Genomic DNA, 15,419 nt, shown 5'->3' with positions numbered 1-15,419 from the left:
TCACGCGCCTGCCGCAGCACTGCCGCCGAAGTGACGCAGAAACGCGGCGCTCGCGCCCGGCTGCTTGCCGCGCGCGAGCTGGGTGTCGAAATCCTTCGCCCAGTATTCCCAGTAGTTGTGATAGACGACCGGACTGTCGGCGATCCAGGCGGCCATGCGATCGATGAAGTACGGATCGTCGGCCGGACCGCCCCACTTCTTGTGGACGCCCGTGCCCCACTCCGGCATCGAGAGGGGCTTGCCGCGGCTCTTCGCGAAATCGCGCTGCCACTGGAGTCCATGCTGCATGTTCATGCGCGCCTGCCAGCGGCCCTCGGGCGAGTCGTCCGGCTGGCCGATCGGCATGTTGTAGAAATCGAGTCCGACGATGTCGACGTAGTCATCGCCGGGATAGGCCTTGGCTGCATCGAAACCGCGTGCGGCCGCGGCCGGGCACCAGTCGTACTTGAACGCGGCGCCGGAAGTCTTGCGCATGATGGAGACGATGCGACGCCAGTACGCGATCCAGGACGTCGGGTCCTTGCTCGCATCCCATGCATACCAGTTCGCATTGAATTCCCAGCCGATGCGGATGACGGACTCGCCGTAGCCCCACTTCACCAGCAGCGCGGCGTACTTCGCGAACAGTTCGTCGAACTTTCCCGCGGCGCCGTCGGCCAGCCTGGCGGAACGGTTCGGCGGCAACATGGGCAGCGAATACACGACGGACTTCCGGTCGGCCGTGCTCCAGCACTTGATGGCCCAGGCGCCGGCCGCCTTGAGCACGTCCCACGACACGAACTCCAGCGTCTGATCGACGTCGCGCTTCAACCATTGCTGGTAGGCAGGCAATCGTTCCGTGCCCGCGCAGCCCGCGCCGAGATACACGCCCAGCCGCGCCCGTCCGCCGTCGAGCAGGCGCGGCGGCTTCGGTTCCGCAGCAACGCCGCGCCATGCCGGATAGCTGCCCGCAGCCAGCAGCGAAGCGATCAGCGTGCGTCGCTTCACTTGGCACCTCCGCGAATCGAGTCGGCCGGCGTCCAGGTCTGGAAGCGCTCGCCGCGCAGCGAGCGCAGCACGCCGAGGCCCGCGCCGAGCAGGGCCAGCAGCAGGTCGACGACCTGGGCGAAAGGTCTGATGGACCAGAGATGTCCCAGCAGGCCGCAGAGTGTCGCCGCGACGACGACGCCGAGCGCGATCATGGGATAGCCGGCGCTCACGAGCGCCGCGACGAACGCCAGCGCCGCGATCCCGAGGAAGAAGATGCTCAGCCAGCGCAGCAGCTTGTGCGAGACATACTTGTAGCGGGTCAGCCAGTCCAGGCGCCGCAGCCGCGGCCACAGCAGCCGGTGCACGTTGAAGGCCTGGCAGGCGATGCGGATCTTGCGATTGAACTCCTCGGAACTCTTCGCCACCGATTCCTCGTAGGCGCGCACGTCCGGCGCCTGGATGACGCGGTGACCGTCGATCAAGGTCATCAGCGACACGTACATGTCGTCGATGATGTGATCCGGCGGCGCGTGCCGCAGTTCGCGGCGCACGGCGAAGATCGATCCGTCGGCGACGATCATCGACCCGGTCTGGGATTCCAGACGCTTCAGCGCCTCTTCGAAGCGCCAGTACAGCGATCCCGACGCCGCAGTGATCGACGCATCGCCGTTGATGTAGTTGAGATTGCCGCAGACGCAGCCGATCTGCGGATCGGCGAAGTGTCGCCGCAGGTCGTCGAGACAGGCCGGGTCGAGCATGACGTTGGCATCGGTGAACACCAGCACGTCCGCATCGGCACGCGCCGACAGCAGGTTCATGCCGCAGGTCTTGCCATGCCGCTCGGCGCTGACGTGCAGGAAGATCCGGTCGGCATAGGGCTGCAGGAGCTGCGCGGTGCGGTCGCTCGATGCGTCGACGTACACCAGGATCTGCAGTCCGGGCTCGCGCTCCAGCAGCTGCATGAGGTTGCGCATCTTCTGCCCGATGACGCGCTCCTCGTTGTACGCGCACATGCAGATCGCAAAACGCAGCGGACGCGGCGCCGCCGTCGCGGTCCGGTTGCCGCGCGCGGCATCGGTCACGCCGAGCGCCCGCAGCAGCAGCAGCGACAGCGGATAGATCGTGAACGGATGGACCGCCAGCACGAAAAAGCAGGCACTCGCGATCAGCAACACGGCGGTCATGCGGCTCTCCTGACGATGGCCGCGTCGACTCCGGCCTGCGCCTTCTCTTCCTTACCGTCCTTCGGCGTGCGGCGCGCTCCGCGCCAGGGCCTGGCATCGATCCAGTCGACGAGCCGGGCAAACACGCACAGGCCGATCACGATGGCCGCCCCCGCCAGCAGCAGCGCGGCCGGCTCGAAGGTTCCGGCACGCGACAGCAGGGCTGCCAGCACGTACACGAGGATCGTGCTCATGCAGAAGCATTCGAGCGACCGCCGGCCGACGTCGATCACCGCGCGCACCGGCCGCGATGCCAGCGCGGCGGCGGTGCGCGGCACGATCTGCATGACGAAGACCACGGACACGAGGAAGTGCGCGACCTGCAGCGCACCGAGATTCGGCTTGTCGTAGCCGGGAACGTCGAACGCACCGATCAGCGGCAACGACCAGCCGCTGCGATCGACTGCTTTGACGACGAACGCCGCCAGCAGAATCGAACCGCTGACGACGAACAGCCGTTCGCGCGGGAAACGCTCGCGCAGGCGGCGGAAGACGTCGTGCATGCCGGCGAGCGCGCCGAGCACGAACACGAACTGCCAGCCGAACGGATTGAAGTTGCCGTGCCTGCCCAGCCAGGGCGCAAATTCATGCGCGGCGTTCACCTGCACGGCGAGCCAGACGGCGAACGACAGCGCGAGAGCGAGCCCGGCACTGAGCCGGGACAGCAGGATCACGAACGGCACGAGCAGCAGCAGGACGATGTAGAGATTCAGGATCTCGAAATACAGCGGCGCGAACTGCAGTCCGAGGAATCCGGCAATCGCGGCGCCGGCCTGCGGCCCCATCAATGCGCCGAGCCGCGACGCCTCGTTGACTTCCGGGCTCCACAGCAGCGGCAGCCGCAGCAGCATGAGCACCGCGCACAGCGTGAGCAGGTTCACCACGTAGATGTGCCAGGAGCGCTGCGCCGCGCGCGCCCACATCATGCCGGCGCCATGCGTCTGCAGCGTCTTCAGGTACACGATGCCGGCGAGGTAGCCGGAGAAGAACACGAAGAACTCGGCCGCGCCCGACCAGCCGATGCGCAGCCAGGTGACGAACGGATTGATGAAGCCGTCGCCGGCAAGTTTCTCGCACAGGAATTCCAGATGATCGATGCCGATCATGAGGATGCCGGCGCCGCGGACCAGGTCGATGGCGGCATCGCGCTGCGGCAGCGCGGCTCGTGCCGTTTCACTTCGCATCGGCCACCTCCGGTTCCCCCGGCAGCTGTCGGGCGCGTGATTGCGTCGCCACGGGCAGCGCGGGCCAGAGCAGCAGCGACGTCGCGATGCCCGTCACCGACGGCGAGTAGGCGCCGTTCATGAAATACGCAGCCAGCACGCCGATGCGCAGCGCCAGCGGCGCGCGCGAACTCAGGAAGCAATAGAACAGGAAGACGAAGTACAGCAGGCCGCCGACCACGCCGAACTCGAAAAAGATCTTGGCATGCGCCATCTCGCCGGCGCGGTAGACCTCGGCAGCCGAAAAGAAGGTGCCTGCGCCGTAGCCGAACAGGGCCCGCGCCGGATCCGTCCAGAGCTTGTCCGCGAACAGGTTCATCCAGCCGACGAAGCGGATGAAGGCGCTGGATCCGCCCGAGGAACTGAATTCGCTCGCGCGATTGAGCGTGACATTCAGATTCAGCGGCTCGACCAGCAGCGCGAGAACGGCGAGCAGCAGCAGACCGCGCAGCAGCAGATCCCAGCGCTGGTAGAGGATGACCAGCACCGGCAGGGTGACCGCGAGAATCAAAAGGCCCGTGCCCGAATACGACACCACGATGCCGGCCGCGTAGGCGGCCATGCGCCAGCCGCGGTTGCGATGGACCAGCTCGGCGGTGAGACCGAGCGCGCACAGCTGGCAGAACACCGACGGCTCCAGCATCACGAAGCCGGTGGCCTTGTAGATCTTCGCGCCGTAGTACAGCGGCGCGATGTCGTTGTAGCCGCGGGTGCGCAGCCAGTCGGGCACGAACGTTTCGATCGGAAACGCGAACGCCTTGCCGCCGACGAACTGCAGCGTGAACTGGATGACGCCGGCGAGCGCAATCAACGCCGTGAGATTGCAGAAGAAGCGCAGCGCATCCTCCTGCGTCACGGTGCCGCGCCGCGCCGCCGGCACGTAGGCGAAGCCGAGCACGGCCATCATCGCCAGCGACGGCAGCGAGAAAACCTCCCCGCGCCAGATCTGGATCAGCGCCAGCACCGAAAGCATCAGCAGGAACAGCGCGAGCCGCATCGGCACCGGCTGCAGCCGGCCCGTCGCGAGCCCCGCCGCCACGGCGATGATGACCATCGGAAACAGCATGCCGATGGACGGAATGTTCAGTCCCGGCAGCGTGAACTTCGCCAGCAGCGTGGCGAAGACCACCGGCGTGAACACGATGACGCGCGTCAGCCAGACGGACCCGGCACGACGCGGCGCGGCAGCGGATGCCGCGACGAACTGCGATCCGAGTGCGTGGTTGACTGTCTGCGCCGCCGCCATCCGCCCTGCTCCGCGATCAATCGTTGACGATGGCGCCGAGCAGGGTCGCGCCCGACGGTTCGAGCCTTTCCTGCACGGCGCTGACATCGTTCATGCGCGTGCGATGCCGGCGCGTCACGAGCACGTAGCCGCCGGCGCGCGAAGCGATCATCTGCGCGTCCGCGTATTCCAGGATGGGCGGCGCATCGACGATGACGACGTCGTAGATCTCGCTGGCGAGCTCCAGCAGGTACTGCATCGCGCGGCTGCTCAGCAGTTCGTGCGGGTTCGGCGGAATCGGGCCGGCGCACAGCACCGCCAGTCCATTGAGCTGCGCAATGGAGACGATGGATTTCTCGACGCTGGAGCGTCCGAGAAGCACGTCCGCCAGACCCGTTTCCGCCGACATGCCGAAGAGCTGGTGCTGCGCCGGACTGCGGAAGTTCGCATCGAGCAGCAGGGTGCGTTCGCCGAGCTGGGCAAAGCTCACGGCAAGGTTCGCTGTCAGGGTGCTGCAGCCGGTGCCCGAACGCGGCGCACCCACGGCGAGCACTTTCCGTCCCTTGTCGAACCAGCGCAGCATCAGCTGGCTGCGCAGCATCCGGAACGCCTCGGCAGCCGGACCGAACGGCTGATAGGCGGACACCAGCATCGGATGCAGTCCCGATTCGCCGCGGCGGATGTACGGATAGCTGAACTGGCGCGACAGCGCCTGCTGGATGTCCTCGGCGGTCACGAGCCCGAGGCTGCGGGCCGCCTCGCCGAAGCGCAGCCCGCGCTTGCGCTGGTGCGCCAGCACGCGCTTGATGTCGTGCTCCGTCAGGCGCGCCGACTGCGCGAGCAATTCGCCGATGGGCTGATGCGACCGGCTCGACTCGCTGATGGGGTTGATCGCCATAAAGTGCTTCCGTCAGCCTCTGGTTGACACTCCGACCCCTTCCCCCGCTTGCGGGGGAAGGAACATATGAATGTGTCGGCGCACTACGCCGCGCCACCTTCCAGCAGGGTCCGCTGCCCGCGCGCGGCGGCGATCCGTGCCGGCTTGAAACTCGCGCGCAGCCGCGGCACTTCGCCCAGCACTTCGAGACCGGCGACGCGCACCAGTTCGTCGCCGTCGCGCACGCGGCGATCGATCATCTCGAGCATCAGCGCCAGCGCCGCGCCCAGCAGCGCGCCGAATACCAATGACAGCGCGGTGGTGGTGACGAAGCCCATGCCGGCGGGCGACTGCGGCGGCAGCGCGTTGTCGAGCACGGCCACGCTGGTCTCGTTGAACTGGCTTTGCAGCCGCAGCTGGCTGGCGCGTTGCAGGGCGGCGTCGTACGCGGCCTGTGCGGTCTGCACTTCGCGATCCTGCACCGAAAGCTCGTCGCGCTGGCGCGTGAGTTCCAGGATGTGCTGCTTCTGCTCGTCGTACGCGCGCTGCAGGTCCGACACTTCGCGCTGCGAGATCTGCGCCGTCTGTTCGATCGAGCCGCGCACGCGGGAAATCTCGGCCGACATCTTCTGCCGGATCGAATCGATCTCGGCGCGCGCGGCGATGTACTGCGGATGATTGCTGCCGTAGCGCTCGCTCAGCTCGGCGAGCCGGCCTTCGGCGCGGATCAGATCGCCCTTGAGGTTCTGCAGCAGCGCATTGCCCATCACTTCCGGGACTTCGGACAGCCGATCGCCGCTCATGGCCTGCGTCGACTGCCGCACGCGCGCACTGGTTTCCTGGGCCGTGCGCTGCGCTTCCAGCAGTTGCCGCGAGAGCGTTTCCAGCCGCGCGTTCTCGACGTCCATGCGCTCGGTGGTCGCGACGATGCCGTGCGTGCGCTGGTACTCCGAGAGTTTCTGGCGTCGATCCTCGACGACGCCGCGCAGCCGCGTGAGCTGCTCGTCGAACCACACGCTTTGTCGCTTGGCCGGATCGAGGCGCAGGTTGAGGCTGGTCTGCATGTAGGCCTCGGCGAACCCGTTGGCCACGTCGGCGGCGAACTTCGGATCTTCGTCCTCGACGCGGATGCGCACGACGCTGCTGTCCGCCACCGGCTTGACGGTGAGCTTCTGCAGCAGCTCGTTCGCCCAGCCCTCGCGCGGGCGCGCCGGCAGATCGGCTGCTTCCGCCGCCGCTTCGTCGGTCGGCAGCCTGAGCATGTCCGTCACCTTGAGCGCGACGGCGCGGCTCGCGATCACATCCATCTGCGTGGCGAGAATGGCGGCCGTCGACGGCGCGTTCGGCGTGGCACCCGTGAGCGGATCATCGGCGCGCGTGTTGATCACGACCGACGTGGTCGCCACGTAGGTCTTGGGCATGACGAGCCACGCCAGCCAGGCGACCGCCACCACGCCGATCACCGTGAAGACCAGGAACTGGCGTCGGGCCCAGAGAATCGTCAGCAGCTGCGTGAAACTCATGCCTGCCTCGCTTCAGAAGAAACTTTCCTTGATGAACAGGATGTCGTCGGGCCGCAGCACGTCGGTGCCCTTCACCCCGTACTCCTTCTCTTCGCCATCCGGTCCGCGACGCTTCACGATCGCGCGCCGCTCGGTGCCGCGCGCCGTCAACCCGCCGCTGGCGGAGATCGCGCGCGACACGGTCATGTTGCGTTCGAGCTTGTATTGCCCCGGCTTCTGCACCTGGCCATAGACATAGAACTGATCCGCCTTCGGGATGTAGATGCGATCGCCGCCGCCGACGGCGAGGTTCTGGCCCGGATCGCCGTCGAAGAGTTTTTCCAGATCGATCTCCGCGTGCGTGCCGTCGGCGCGGGTCAGCGTGGCGCGATCGGCGGCGGTCTTGAAATCGACGCCGCCGGCTTCGGCGATCAGTCCGAGCACATTGGCGCTGCCGCGCTGCGGATACTGTCCCGGCCTGGTGACGTGCCCCAGCACCGAAATCTTCTGGCTCATGAATTCCGTGATCAGCACCGCGATCTGCGGCTGACGCAGAAAGCCGCCATCGACGTAGCGCGTCGCGAGCAGCTTCTCCATTTCGCTCGTCGACAGTCCGGCCACCTGCACCGAACCGATCAGCGGACAGGTGATGCCGCCCGATTCGGCGACGCGCACTTCGGTCGACATGTCCGGCGCGCCGTAGACCGTGATCTTCACCAGATCGCCAGGCCCGACTTTGTAGTCGCTCGGCGCGGGGCCGCCGTTCGCATGAACCGCCGTCGCCAGCACGAGACAGAGAGCCGCCACCGCCATCATCACCATCTGCGGCCCATAGCCTGCAGCCTGTAGCCTGTAGCCCTTCCTCTCAGTACGCATGTCTGTCGTTCCAGATGATGGATGCCGTCTTCAGCATGATGATCAGGTCCAGACCCAGCGACCAATGACGCAGATACTCGATGTCGTAGGTGATGCGCATCGTCATGGAATCGAGATCGTCGCCGCCGCGATAGCCGTTCACCTGCGCCCAGCCGGTGATGCCCGGCTTCACCTTGTGGCGCACCATGTAACCCGGGATCTGCTTGCGGTACTGCTCGTTGACGGCGACCGCGTGCGGGCGCGGGCCGACGATGCTCATGTCGCCCTTCAGCACGTTGAAGAGCTGCGGCAGTTCGTCGAGCGAGGTCTTGCGGATGAAGGCGCCGAACGGCGTCACGCGCGAATCGTTGCGGCCGACCTGCGTGTAGCTGGTGACGCCGTCCTCGACGACGCTGAGCGAGCGGAACTTGTAGACGGTGATCTCGCGACCATCGAGTCCGTAGCGGCGTTGCCGGTAGATGACCGGTCCGGGCGAACTCAGCTTCACGCCGGCCGCCACCGCCGCCAGCACCGGCAACAGCACGAACAGCGCCGATCCAGAGATGAGGACGTCGCTGACGCGCTTCGCCAGGCCGCGCACGCCGTAGTACGGCGATTCGCAGACGGCGATGACGGGAATGCCGTCGACCAGGTCGAAGCGCGGCTGCACCAGTTCGAAGACCTTGAGGTCCGGCACGAAATAGATCGACGCGGTGGAATCGCGCAGCGAATTGAGCAGTTCGATGATGCGCGGCTGCGGCGCCATCGGCAGCGTGATGTAGACGATGTCGACGCGATGACGGCTGACGTACGCGGCGACATCGGGAAGATCGCCCAGCAGCCGCTCGACGCACTCGGACGGTATGCGCGGTACGGATCGATCCTCGAAGTAGCCGGCCACGCTCACCTGCAGCGTCGGCCGGGCAGCGAGCGTCTGTTCGAGCTGCACGCCGATGCCGGTCGCACCGACGATCACGGCGCGGCGCGTGCGCTGCTTTGCCGAACGACGCGACAGGAACTGCTGCGCCCCCAGTTCGCCGAGCCAGAGCGCAAACGGCGTGACGATGGCCCAGGTGGTGAGCACCGGTCCGCTGAAATACATGCCGAGCGTCGACAGGCGCAGCAACAGATAGATGAACACCATGAGCACGCCCCAGCGCAGCATGATGTCCAGCAGCGAACGCAATGCCATGACGCTGGCCGGCGTGATGCGCAGCGGCACGACGTCCAGCAGATCGGCAACGCCGAGAAAGGCCAGAACGCCGACCAGCAGATGCGGACCGAGCAGCGGCTTGTTCCACCAGAACAGGCATGCCAGCAGCGTGACGACGGGGATGATCGGATACAGCAGCGACTTCAGCGCGAACACCGACACCGGTTCGCTCGCGCTGACGTCGCCGGCGCGGTCGCGCAACGGACGCGCGGCAATATCCGGCATCGCCGGTCGTTCTGAATAGCCGGTGCTGCTCATGCGCCCCTACCCCAGGGAGTCAGAGGCTGAAGGGCTGCTGTCGCAGCAGGCGATGCTTGCGAAACAGTTGATAGGCCACGAGCATCGCGCCGACCAGGATCAGCGCCAGCAGATCCTTCGTGGTGGAGTGGCTCGCGGGCTGCACTTCATCGAGCGTGGCAGCGCGGGCCTCCGCCGTCGGCGAAAGACCGGCAAGCTGTAAAGATTCGACGCGCGGCATCGCCTGCGTGGATCTCGACGCCGGATGCACCTGAGCCAGGTGCAGCTCCGTCGCGGCCCGCGTCGTCGGGCCCTGTGCCGGCGCTGTCTCCGCCAGTACCGCGGACGGCGCGAGCAGGATCATCGATACCAGCACATACGATTCAAATTTTCTGGCGCGCATAGAGGCTCCGTATTGATTTACCCGACAGGCACCGCTGCGTTGTCGCTGCGCCTGCGTAAAAGCCCCCTCTATCCAGCTGCCCGTCATCCCTGTTCTCTTCTTTCTCAAGCAAAACCCGTTCCCATCCTCGAACGTGCGTCGCACGTGACCGACTCGACAGCGAAGCTGCGTTCGCTTGTGGTCGTTGCACCGACATTTCCACTGCGTCCCTCCTTTTCTGCCGCGTCTGCTCATCACGACGCGCATCTCTCGCTGTGCGTTCTGCACCAATCACGACTCGCGAGAGCGCTGCAACGCTGCTTCAACGTGCATCAATCAACCGATGAAAGCGAAAGTCGCTTTCAGGTGACAGAGACAGTGCTTCGAGAGAACGTGACGCAGAACGATCGGCGTCGCGCTCAGAATCATCGACGCAGAAGGTTTGTTCCCGCGTGAGATGAATTGGCGCGTGATCGCAACGATCAGCGCATCAGATGAAGAATTGATGAAATCGGGACAGCAGGTTCGTCGCTGCGCGGACGTTCGACATCGTTCCGTTTGATGCGCAGCGATGACTCCGCGCAGCGACAGTGTCGTTTCAGAAGCGGAAGGAAAGTTGCGCGCTCACGATGTCGACAGCGGACTCCTGCTGCCCGAGCAGCAGACCGCTGCGCGCCGTGCTGCCGTCGTTCTGTTCGATCGGCGTGTCGCTGCTGAATAGATGTGCGTAGCCGACATCGATCAGCCACGACGACGACGGCTCCCAGTGCGCGCCGATCGCGACCCACTTGCGATCGGTATCGGGCAGGCGCGCCGTGCGGGTGGCATCGGGCACCTGCGTTTCGTCGTACGCCAGACCGCCGCGCAGCTTCCACGCATCGTTCAACTTCCATGTCATGCCGATGGCGTAGCGCCAGGTGTCTTCCCACAGCTCCGGCGTGCTCGACAGCACCACGCCGTTGTCGCGGACGACGTCGAGATACTGCACGCTGCTCCAGCCGGTCCACGCAACATCGACGAGCAGCTCCGCGCGATCGCCGATGGCCTGGTAAAAGGAAGCCGTCGCGATATCTGGAAGCTCGATACCGACCGTGGCACCGCCGTCGGAGAGTGCACCGCCGGGTGCAGACGCCGCAGCGACGATGGCGGCGCCCGCCGGATTCGTCGGCGTCGGCGGCGAGAAATTCACAGTGCCGTCGACTTCGTAGGCGATCGAGGATCGATAGGACAGTCCGAGCCGCGTGCGCGGCGTGAACTCGAGCAGCACGCCGGCATTGAATCCCCACGCCGAGTCGTCGCCGCGCACCACCAGGCCGCCCTGCAACCCCGGATTGAGCGGCACCAGTGCCGGCGATACTGCGGCGATCGCGGCCGTATAGTTCACCGCATTGGTCAGCTCGGCCTGCATGCGCTGATAGCTGAGGCCGAAACCGAGCGACACGTGGTCGTTGAGACGGAACGCCAGCGACGGATTGAAGTTGTAGGTCTTGATCTCGGACTTCAGTGCCTGGAAGCGACCGATCCAGTCGTCGTCGTATTCCAGCGTGAGGCCGAACGGCACGTTGAAGGCAAAGCCCGCGGCGATGTCTTCGTTGAACGGCACGACGACATACAGCGCCGGCACGCCCTGGAAGCTGCCGGCGTCGCCGCCTTCCGTGCCCAGCGTCTGACCGAGCGCGGGCAGCGATCCTTCATCGTCGAACCTGGAGCTGATGCCGATGCCGCTGGCGACGACGCCGATCTGCGCCTGATCGAGCTTCAGCATGCCGGCTGCGTTGTAGAAAAGCGTCGTCGCGTCGTCCGCTGCCGCAGCCGTTCCCGAGAACGCGGTACCGAGGCGGCTCGCGCTCTGCTCCAGCAATGCAAAACCGGAAGCCAGCGACTGGCTGCTCGCCAGCATCAATGCCGAAGCGACGGCCAGACGAATCGGGTTGCGCGCGGATACGAAGATGCGATGCATGATGGACCTCGACGATGCAGAAGATGTCACCCGAGCTATTACGTCACGACGTGCAGGTGCAACATTCGCAATGTCCGAGATCGTGCGATTGTTCTGCTGTTATTGCCGAAGTCGCTGCGGAAGAGCCGCAAAGACCGCATGAAAGAAATTGAAGCAAAGTCCCTACTTTCTTTTATGCGGTCTTTTGCGGCCCGACTCTCTCCTCTCCTCACCTCATCCACGCATACAACCGCAACGGTTCCGTTTCGGGATGCGGTGTCGGCTTGCGCAGCACCCAGAAATTGTAGGACGCGAGCTGCCGGATGCCGAGCGTGAAGGTCAGCGCGTCATACATATAAGAGAGCGCGAACAGCGGCAGGAAGAACTCGCAGTAGGCGCTGCTGCTGTAGCCAGGCAGGTGGTACAGCTCCTCGAAGCCGACCTGCATGAACATGTGCCGGAACGCAGCGTAGTCGGTGCGATCGTAGTGTGCGCGAAAGCCCAGCAGCTTCGCGCGCTCGCCCATCGCGCGATCCAGCACGCGACGGCTGACGCGTTCGGGCAGCAGACGGTTCGCAAGGACGAAAGGCGCATAGCGACTGGGAAACTGCGCGACGAGGAATCCGCCGGGACGCAGGATGCGCAGCGCGCTTTCGAGGAATTTCTGATTGTCGGGGAAGTGTTCGATGCCGGAGTGGACCATGAACAGGTCTGCCGAATCGTCGGACAGCGGGATCGTCGCCGAAACATCGCATTCGATTCTTTCGTCGAGCGCATCGTTCGATGCCATTTCGGCCGCGTCGATGTCGAGTCCGATCAGGTGGATGTCGTACCAGCGCTTGTAGTGACGCGGAAAATGCCAGCGCTTGCCGGCGCCGACGTCCACGACGGTGCGCACGTCGGGACGCGACAGCAACAGGGCGCCTATCTTGCGAAAGGCGCCGAAGACATTGGCTTCGTCGATGTGCCGCGGCGTCAGTGCCTGGGAAATGCGACGGTTGGCGGCAAAGAACCTGTCCAGCACGGTGCCCCTCTTCCCTACGGTCGGCCGGGTATATGAGTACGCATCGGTCGGGGCTGCGGTTCCCGCTTGTGGGTCAGGCTTTAGCCTGACATCTCCCAAGGCCGGCTGAAGCCGGCCCCACAGGCGGAGCGCCGCCGGTTGGACTTTCGCGTCATGCGTACCTTAAGTTTGGCCCCGGGCGATCAGCGGGATCGCACGTCTCAAACTCAACGCGGGAGCTCCCGATGTCTCAACCGAGCTGGAAACCGGAAACGATCGCCGTGCACGGCGGCTACACACCCGATCCCACGACACGATCCGTGGCCGTGCCGATCTATCAGACGGTCGCCTATGCGTTCGACAGTACGCAGCATGGCGCGGATCTCTTCGACCTCAAGGTCGAAGGCAACATCTACACGCGCATCATGAACCCGACCAACGCGGTGCTCGAACAGCGCATCGCGGCGCTGGAGGGCGGCATCGGCGCGCTGGCGCTGTCCTCGGGCCAGGCGGCCGTCACGTACTCGATCCTCACCATCAGCGAAGCCGGCGACAACATCGTCTCCGCGAGCACGCTCTACGGCGGCACCTACAACCTGTTCGCGCATACGCTGCCGCAGTACGGCATCGACGTGCGTTTCGCCGACTATCGCGACCCGGACTCGTTCGCGAAGCTGATCGATGCGCGCACCAAGGCGATCTTCTGCGAATCCGTCGGCAATCCGCTCGGCAACATCACCGACTTCGAGCGCATCGCCAAGATTGCGCATGCCCACGGCGTACCGCTGATCATCGACAACACGGTGCCGACGCCGTACCTGTGCCGGCCGTTCGACCACGGCGCCGACATCGTCGTGCATTCATTGACCAAGTATCTCGGCGGTCACGGCAACAGCATCGGCGGCGCCATCGTCGATTCGGGCAAGTTCCCGTGGGCGCAGCACAGGGAGCGCTTCCGCCGCCTGAACGAGCCCGACGTGAGCTATCACGGCGTCGTGTACACCGAAGCGCTCGGCCCCGCGGCCTACATCGCCCGCGCGCGCGTCGTGCCGCTGCGGAACATGGGCTCGGCCCTATCGCCGTTCAATGCGTTCCTGATCCTGCAGGGCATCGAAACGCTCGGACTGCGCATGGATCGCATCAGCGAGAACGCGCTGAAGGTCGCGCAGCACCTGAGCCGGCATGCGAAAGTGAGCTGGGTGAAGTACGGCGGCCTGGAGTCGCATCCGGATCATGCGCTCGTGAAGAAGTACCTCGGCGGCAAGGCGTCGGGCATCCTGACGTTCGGCGTGAAGAGCGGCCGCAAGGGCGGCGAGAAATTCCAGGATGCACTCAAGCTCATCACGCGGCTGGTGAACATCGGCGATGCGAAGTCGCTCGCCTGCCATCCCGCCTCCACCACGCACCGCCAGTTGTCGCCGGCGGAACTGGAGAAGGCGGGCGTCACGGAAGACACCGTGCGCCTGTCGATCGGCATCGAACATATCGACGACATCCTGGCCGACGTCGACCAGGCGCTGGCGCAGACCTGATCAGGACGACGGCGAGCCGCGCACCTGCGCTGCGATCTCATAGGAGCGCAGGCGCGCGGCGTGTTCGTACATGTTGCAGGCGATGATGAGTTCGTCCGCGCCGGTGCGGGCGACGAAGGCCTCGATGCTCTCGCGCACCGTCTGCGGCGAGCCGATGGCGGAACAGGACAGCACGTCGCGCAGGATGGCGCGCTCGTAATCACCCAGCGAATCGAGATAGCCGGCGACCGGCGGCTGCAACTGCATCGGCCGTCCGGTGCGCAGCGCGACGAATGCCTGCTGCACGGAGCTGGCGAGCAGTCGCGCCTCTTCATCGGTATCCGCAGCGAAGACATTGAAGCCGAGCATGACGTACGGCCGCTCGAGCTGCGCCGAGGGCCGGAAGCCGTCGCGATAGATCTGGATCGCTTGCATCATCTGCGCCGGCGCGAAGTGCGAAGCGAAGGCGAACGGCAGTCCGAACGCCGCCGCCACCTGCGCGCCGAACAGGCTCGATCCCAGAATCCACAGCGGCACGTCGAGTCCCGCACCGGGCACGGCACGCACCGCCTGGTTCGGCTGTGCCGGCTGGAAGTAGCCCATGAGCTCGACGATGTCCTGCGGGAACTCTTCGGGATCGGACGACAGGTTGCGACGCAGCGCGCGCGCCGCCAGCTGATCGGAACCCGGCGCGCGACCGAGCCCGAGATCGATGCGCCCGGGGTACAGCGACTCCAACGTGCCGAACTGTTCCGCGATCACCAGCGGCGAATGATTCGGCAGCATGATGCCGCCGGCGCCGACGCGGATCGTCGAGGTGCCGCCGGCAACGTATCCGATCACCACGGACGTTGCGGCGCTCGCGATGCCGGGCATGTTGTGATGCTCCGCCAGCCAGTAGCGCCGATACCCCCAGCGCTCTGCATGCTGTGCGAGCTGCAGCGTGTTGCGGAAGGACTGGGCCGGTGTCGAACCAGCGGTGACGGGGGAGAGATCGAGGACGGAGAAGGGAATCATTGCGGGTTACTGGCTACTGGCTACTGGCTACTGGCTACTGGCCGGAGGGTGCGACGACGGCCCGGTTTCCGCAACACCCGCGGTATACATACGACGGCGACGCGGCGATGGATCATCATGGCCCATAGGAGACGTCGCGCGGAGGGCTGGCGGTGAATGTGATCGAGTGCTGAGGAGGAAGGAGGATTCTGTGGGTCAGGCTTCAGCCTGACTTCCGAAAAGAGGCCGGCTGAAGCCGGCCCC

13 protein-coding genes are annotated in these 15,419 nt (G+C 65.5%); 1 reads left to right on the top strand and 12 read right to left on the bottom strand.

The window, feature by feature from the left end; genetic code table 11:
• From V7D81_RS11025 to V7D81_RS10975, 11 genes are all read right to left on the bottom strand, one after another.
• On the bottom strand, positions 1–987 hold the full coding sequence (locus tag V7D81_RS11025) for a glycoside hydrolase family 26 protein (protein WP_324316567.1): 987 nt from the start codon (positions 985–987) through the stop codon (positions 1–3).
• Entirely contained in the window at positions 984–2,153 is a 1,170-nt protein-coding gene (locus tag V7D81_RS11020; RefSeq protein ID WP_324316566.1) for a glycosyltransferase, read from the bottom strand. Before V7D81_RS11020 ends, V7D81_RS11025 begins: the two co-directional genes overlap by 4 nt.
• Positions 2,150–3,376, bottom strand: a complete 1,227-nt coding sequence (gene opgC, locus V7D81_RS11015; protein ID WP_324316565.1) for an OpgC domain-containing protein — start codon at positions 3,374–3,376, stop codon at positions 2,150–2,152. Before opgC ends, V7D81_RS11020 begins: the two co-directional genes overlap by 4 nt.
• Positions 3,366–4,661 carry a hypothetical protein gene (locus V7D81_RS11010; protein ID WP_324316564.1) on the bottom strand — a complete coding sequence of 432 codons (1,296 nt, stop codon included), beginning with the start codon at positions 4,659–4,661 and terminating at the stop codon, positions 3,366–3,368. The genes opgC and V7D81_RS11010 overlap by 11 nt, the downstream gene beginning before the upstream one ends.
• A 16-nt stretch (positions 4,662–4,677) precedes the next feature.
• A complete protein-coding gene (gene epsG / locus V7D81_RS11005) occupies positions 4,678–5,538 on the bottom strand; it encodes a chain length determinant protein tyrosine kinase EpsG (RefSeq protein ID WP_324316563.1) in 861 nt (286 codons plus the stop codon).
• Between the two features lie 83 nt (positions 5,539–5,621).
• A complete protein-coding gene (locus V7D81_RS11000; protein WP_324316562.1) occupies positions 5,622–7,040 on the bottom strand; it encodes a hypothetical protein in 1,419 nt (472 codons plus the stop codon).
• Between the two features lie 12 nt (positions 7,041–7,052).
• On the bottom strand, positions 7,053–7,895 hold the full coding sequence (locus V7D81_RS10995) for a polysaccharide biosynthesis/export family protein (RefSeq protein ID WP_324316561.1): 843 nt from the start codon (positions 7,893–7,895) through the stop codon (positions 7,053–7,055).
• Positions 7,885–9,345, bottom strand: coding sequence for an undecaprenyl-phosphate glucose phosphotransferase (locus V7D81_RS10990; RefSeq protein WP_324316560.1), 1,461 nt, complete (start codon positions 9,343–9,345; stop codon positions 7,885–7,887). The genes V7D81_RS10995 and V7D81_RS10990 overlap by 11 nt, the downstream gene beginning before the upstream one ends.
• Positions 9,346–9,364: 19 nt before the next feature.
• Entirely contained in the window at positions 9,365–9,727 is a 363-nt protein-coding gene (locus V7D81_RS10985) for a hypothetical protein (RefSeq protein ID WP_324316559.1), read from the bottom strand.
• Between the two features lie 577 nt (positions 9,728–10,304).
• Positions 10,305–11,666 carry an OmpP1/FadL family transporter gene (locus V7D81_RS10980; protein ID WP_324316558.1) on the bottom strand — a complete coding sequence of 454 codons (1,362 nt, stop codon included), beginning with the start codon at positions 11,664–11,666 and terminating at the stop codon, positions 10,305–10,307.
• 208 nt (positions 11,667–11,874) lie between these two features.
• Positions 11,875–12,669, bottom strand: coding sequence for a class I SAM-dependent methyltransferase (locus tag V7D81_RS10975; RefSeq protein ID WP_324316557.1), 795 nt, complete (start codon positions 12,667–12,669; stop codon positions 11,875–11,877).
• A 224-nt stretch (positions 12,670–12,893) separates the two neighbouring features.
• On the opposite strand from V7D81_RS10975, the gene V7D81_RS10970 reads away from it, so the two are divergent.
• Complete coding sequence (locus tag V7D81_RS10970) at positions 12,894–14,180, top strand: O-acetylhomoserine aminocarboxypropyltransferase/cysteine synthase family protein (protein WP_324316556.1); 1,287 nt, start codon at positions 12,894–12,896, stop codon at positions 14,178–14,180.
• Here the strand turns inward: V7D81_RS10970 and V7D81_RS10965 are convergent, their stop codons facing one another.
• Complete coding sequence (locus tag V7D81_RS10965) at positions 14,181–15,176, bottom strand: LLM class flavin-dependent oxidoreductase (protein ID WP_324316555.1); 996 nt, start codon at positions 15,174–15,176, stop codon at positions 14,181–14,183. It lies immediately after the preceding gene.
• Between the last annotated feature and the right edge of the window lie 243 nt (positions 15,177–15,419).

It is taken from the genome of Povalibacter sp., from assembly GCF_036735925.1.
Lineage (GTDB): Bacteria > Pseudomonadota > Gammaproteobacteria > Steroidobacterales > Steroidobacteraceae > Steroidobacter.
Note: the sequence above shows the minus strand (reverse complement) of the source record. Positions and strands in the feature narration are given on the sequence as shown.

Bases quoted from the DNA above. Each gene is read 5' to 3' on its own strand.
- epsG (WP_324316563.1), bottom strand. From the start codon at position 5,538: ATGGCGATCAACCCCATCAGCGAGTCGAGCCGGTCGCATCAGCCCATC.
- V7D81_RS10980 (WP_324316558.1), bottom strand. From the start codon at position 11,666: ATGCATCGCATCTTCGTATCCGCGCGCAACCCGATTCGTCTGGCCGTC.
- V7D81_RS10990 (WP_324316560.1), bottom strand. From the start codon at position 9,345: ATGAGCAGCACCGGCTATTCAGAACGACCGGCGATGCCGGATATTGCC.
- V7D81_RS11020 (WP_324316566.1), bottom strand. From the start codon at position 2,153: ATGACCGCCGTGTTGCTGATCGCGAGTGCCTGCTTTTTCGTGCTGGCG.
- V7D81_RS10965 (WP_324316555.1), bottom strand. From the start codon at position 15,176: ATGATTCCCTTCTCCGTCCTCGATCTCTCCCCCGTCACCGCTGGTTCG.
- V7D81_RS10985 (WP_324316559.1), bottom strand. From the start codon at position 9,727: ATGCGCGCCAGAAAATTTGAATCGTATGTGCTGGTATCGATGATCCTG.
- V7D81_RS11010 (WP_324316564.1), bottom strand. From the start codon at position 4,661: ATGGCGGCGGCGCAGACAGTCAACCACGCACTCGGATCGCAGTTCGTC.
- V7D81_RS11000 (WP_324316562.1), bottom strand. From the start codon at position 7,040: ATGAGTTTCACGCAGCTGCTGACGATTCTCTGGGCCCGACGCCAGTTC.
- opgC (WP_324316565.1), bottom strand. From the start codon at position 3,376: ATGCGAAGTGAAACGGCACGAGCCGCGCTGCCGCAGCGCGATGCCGCC.
- V7D81_RS10970 (WP_324316556.1), top strand. From the start codon at position 12,894: ATGTCTCAACCGAGCTGGAAACCGGAAACGATCGCCGTGCACGGCGGC.
- V7D81_RS10995 (WP_324316561.1), bottom strand. From the start codon at position 7,895: ATGCGTACTGAGAGGAAGGGCTACAGGCTACAGGCTGCAGGCTATGGG.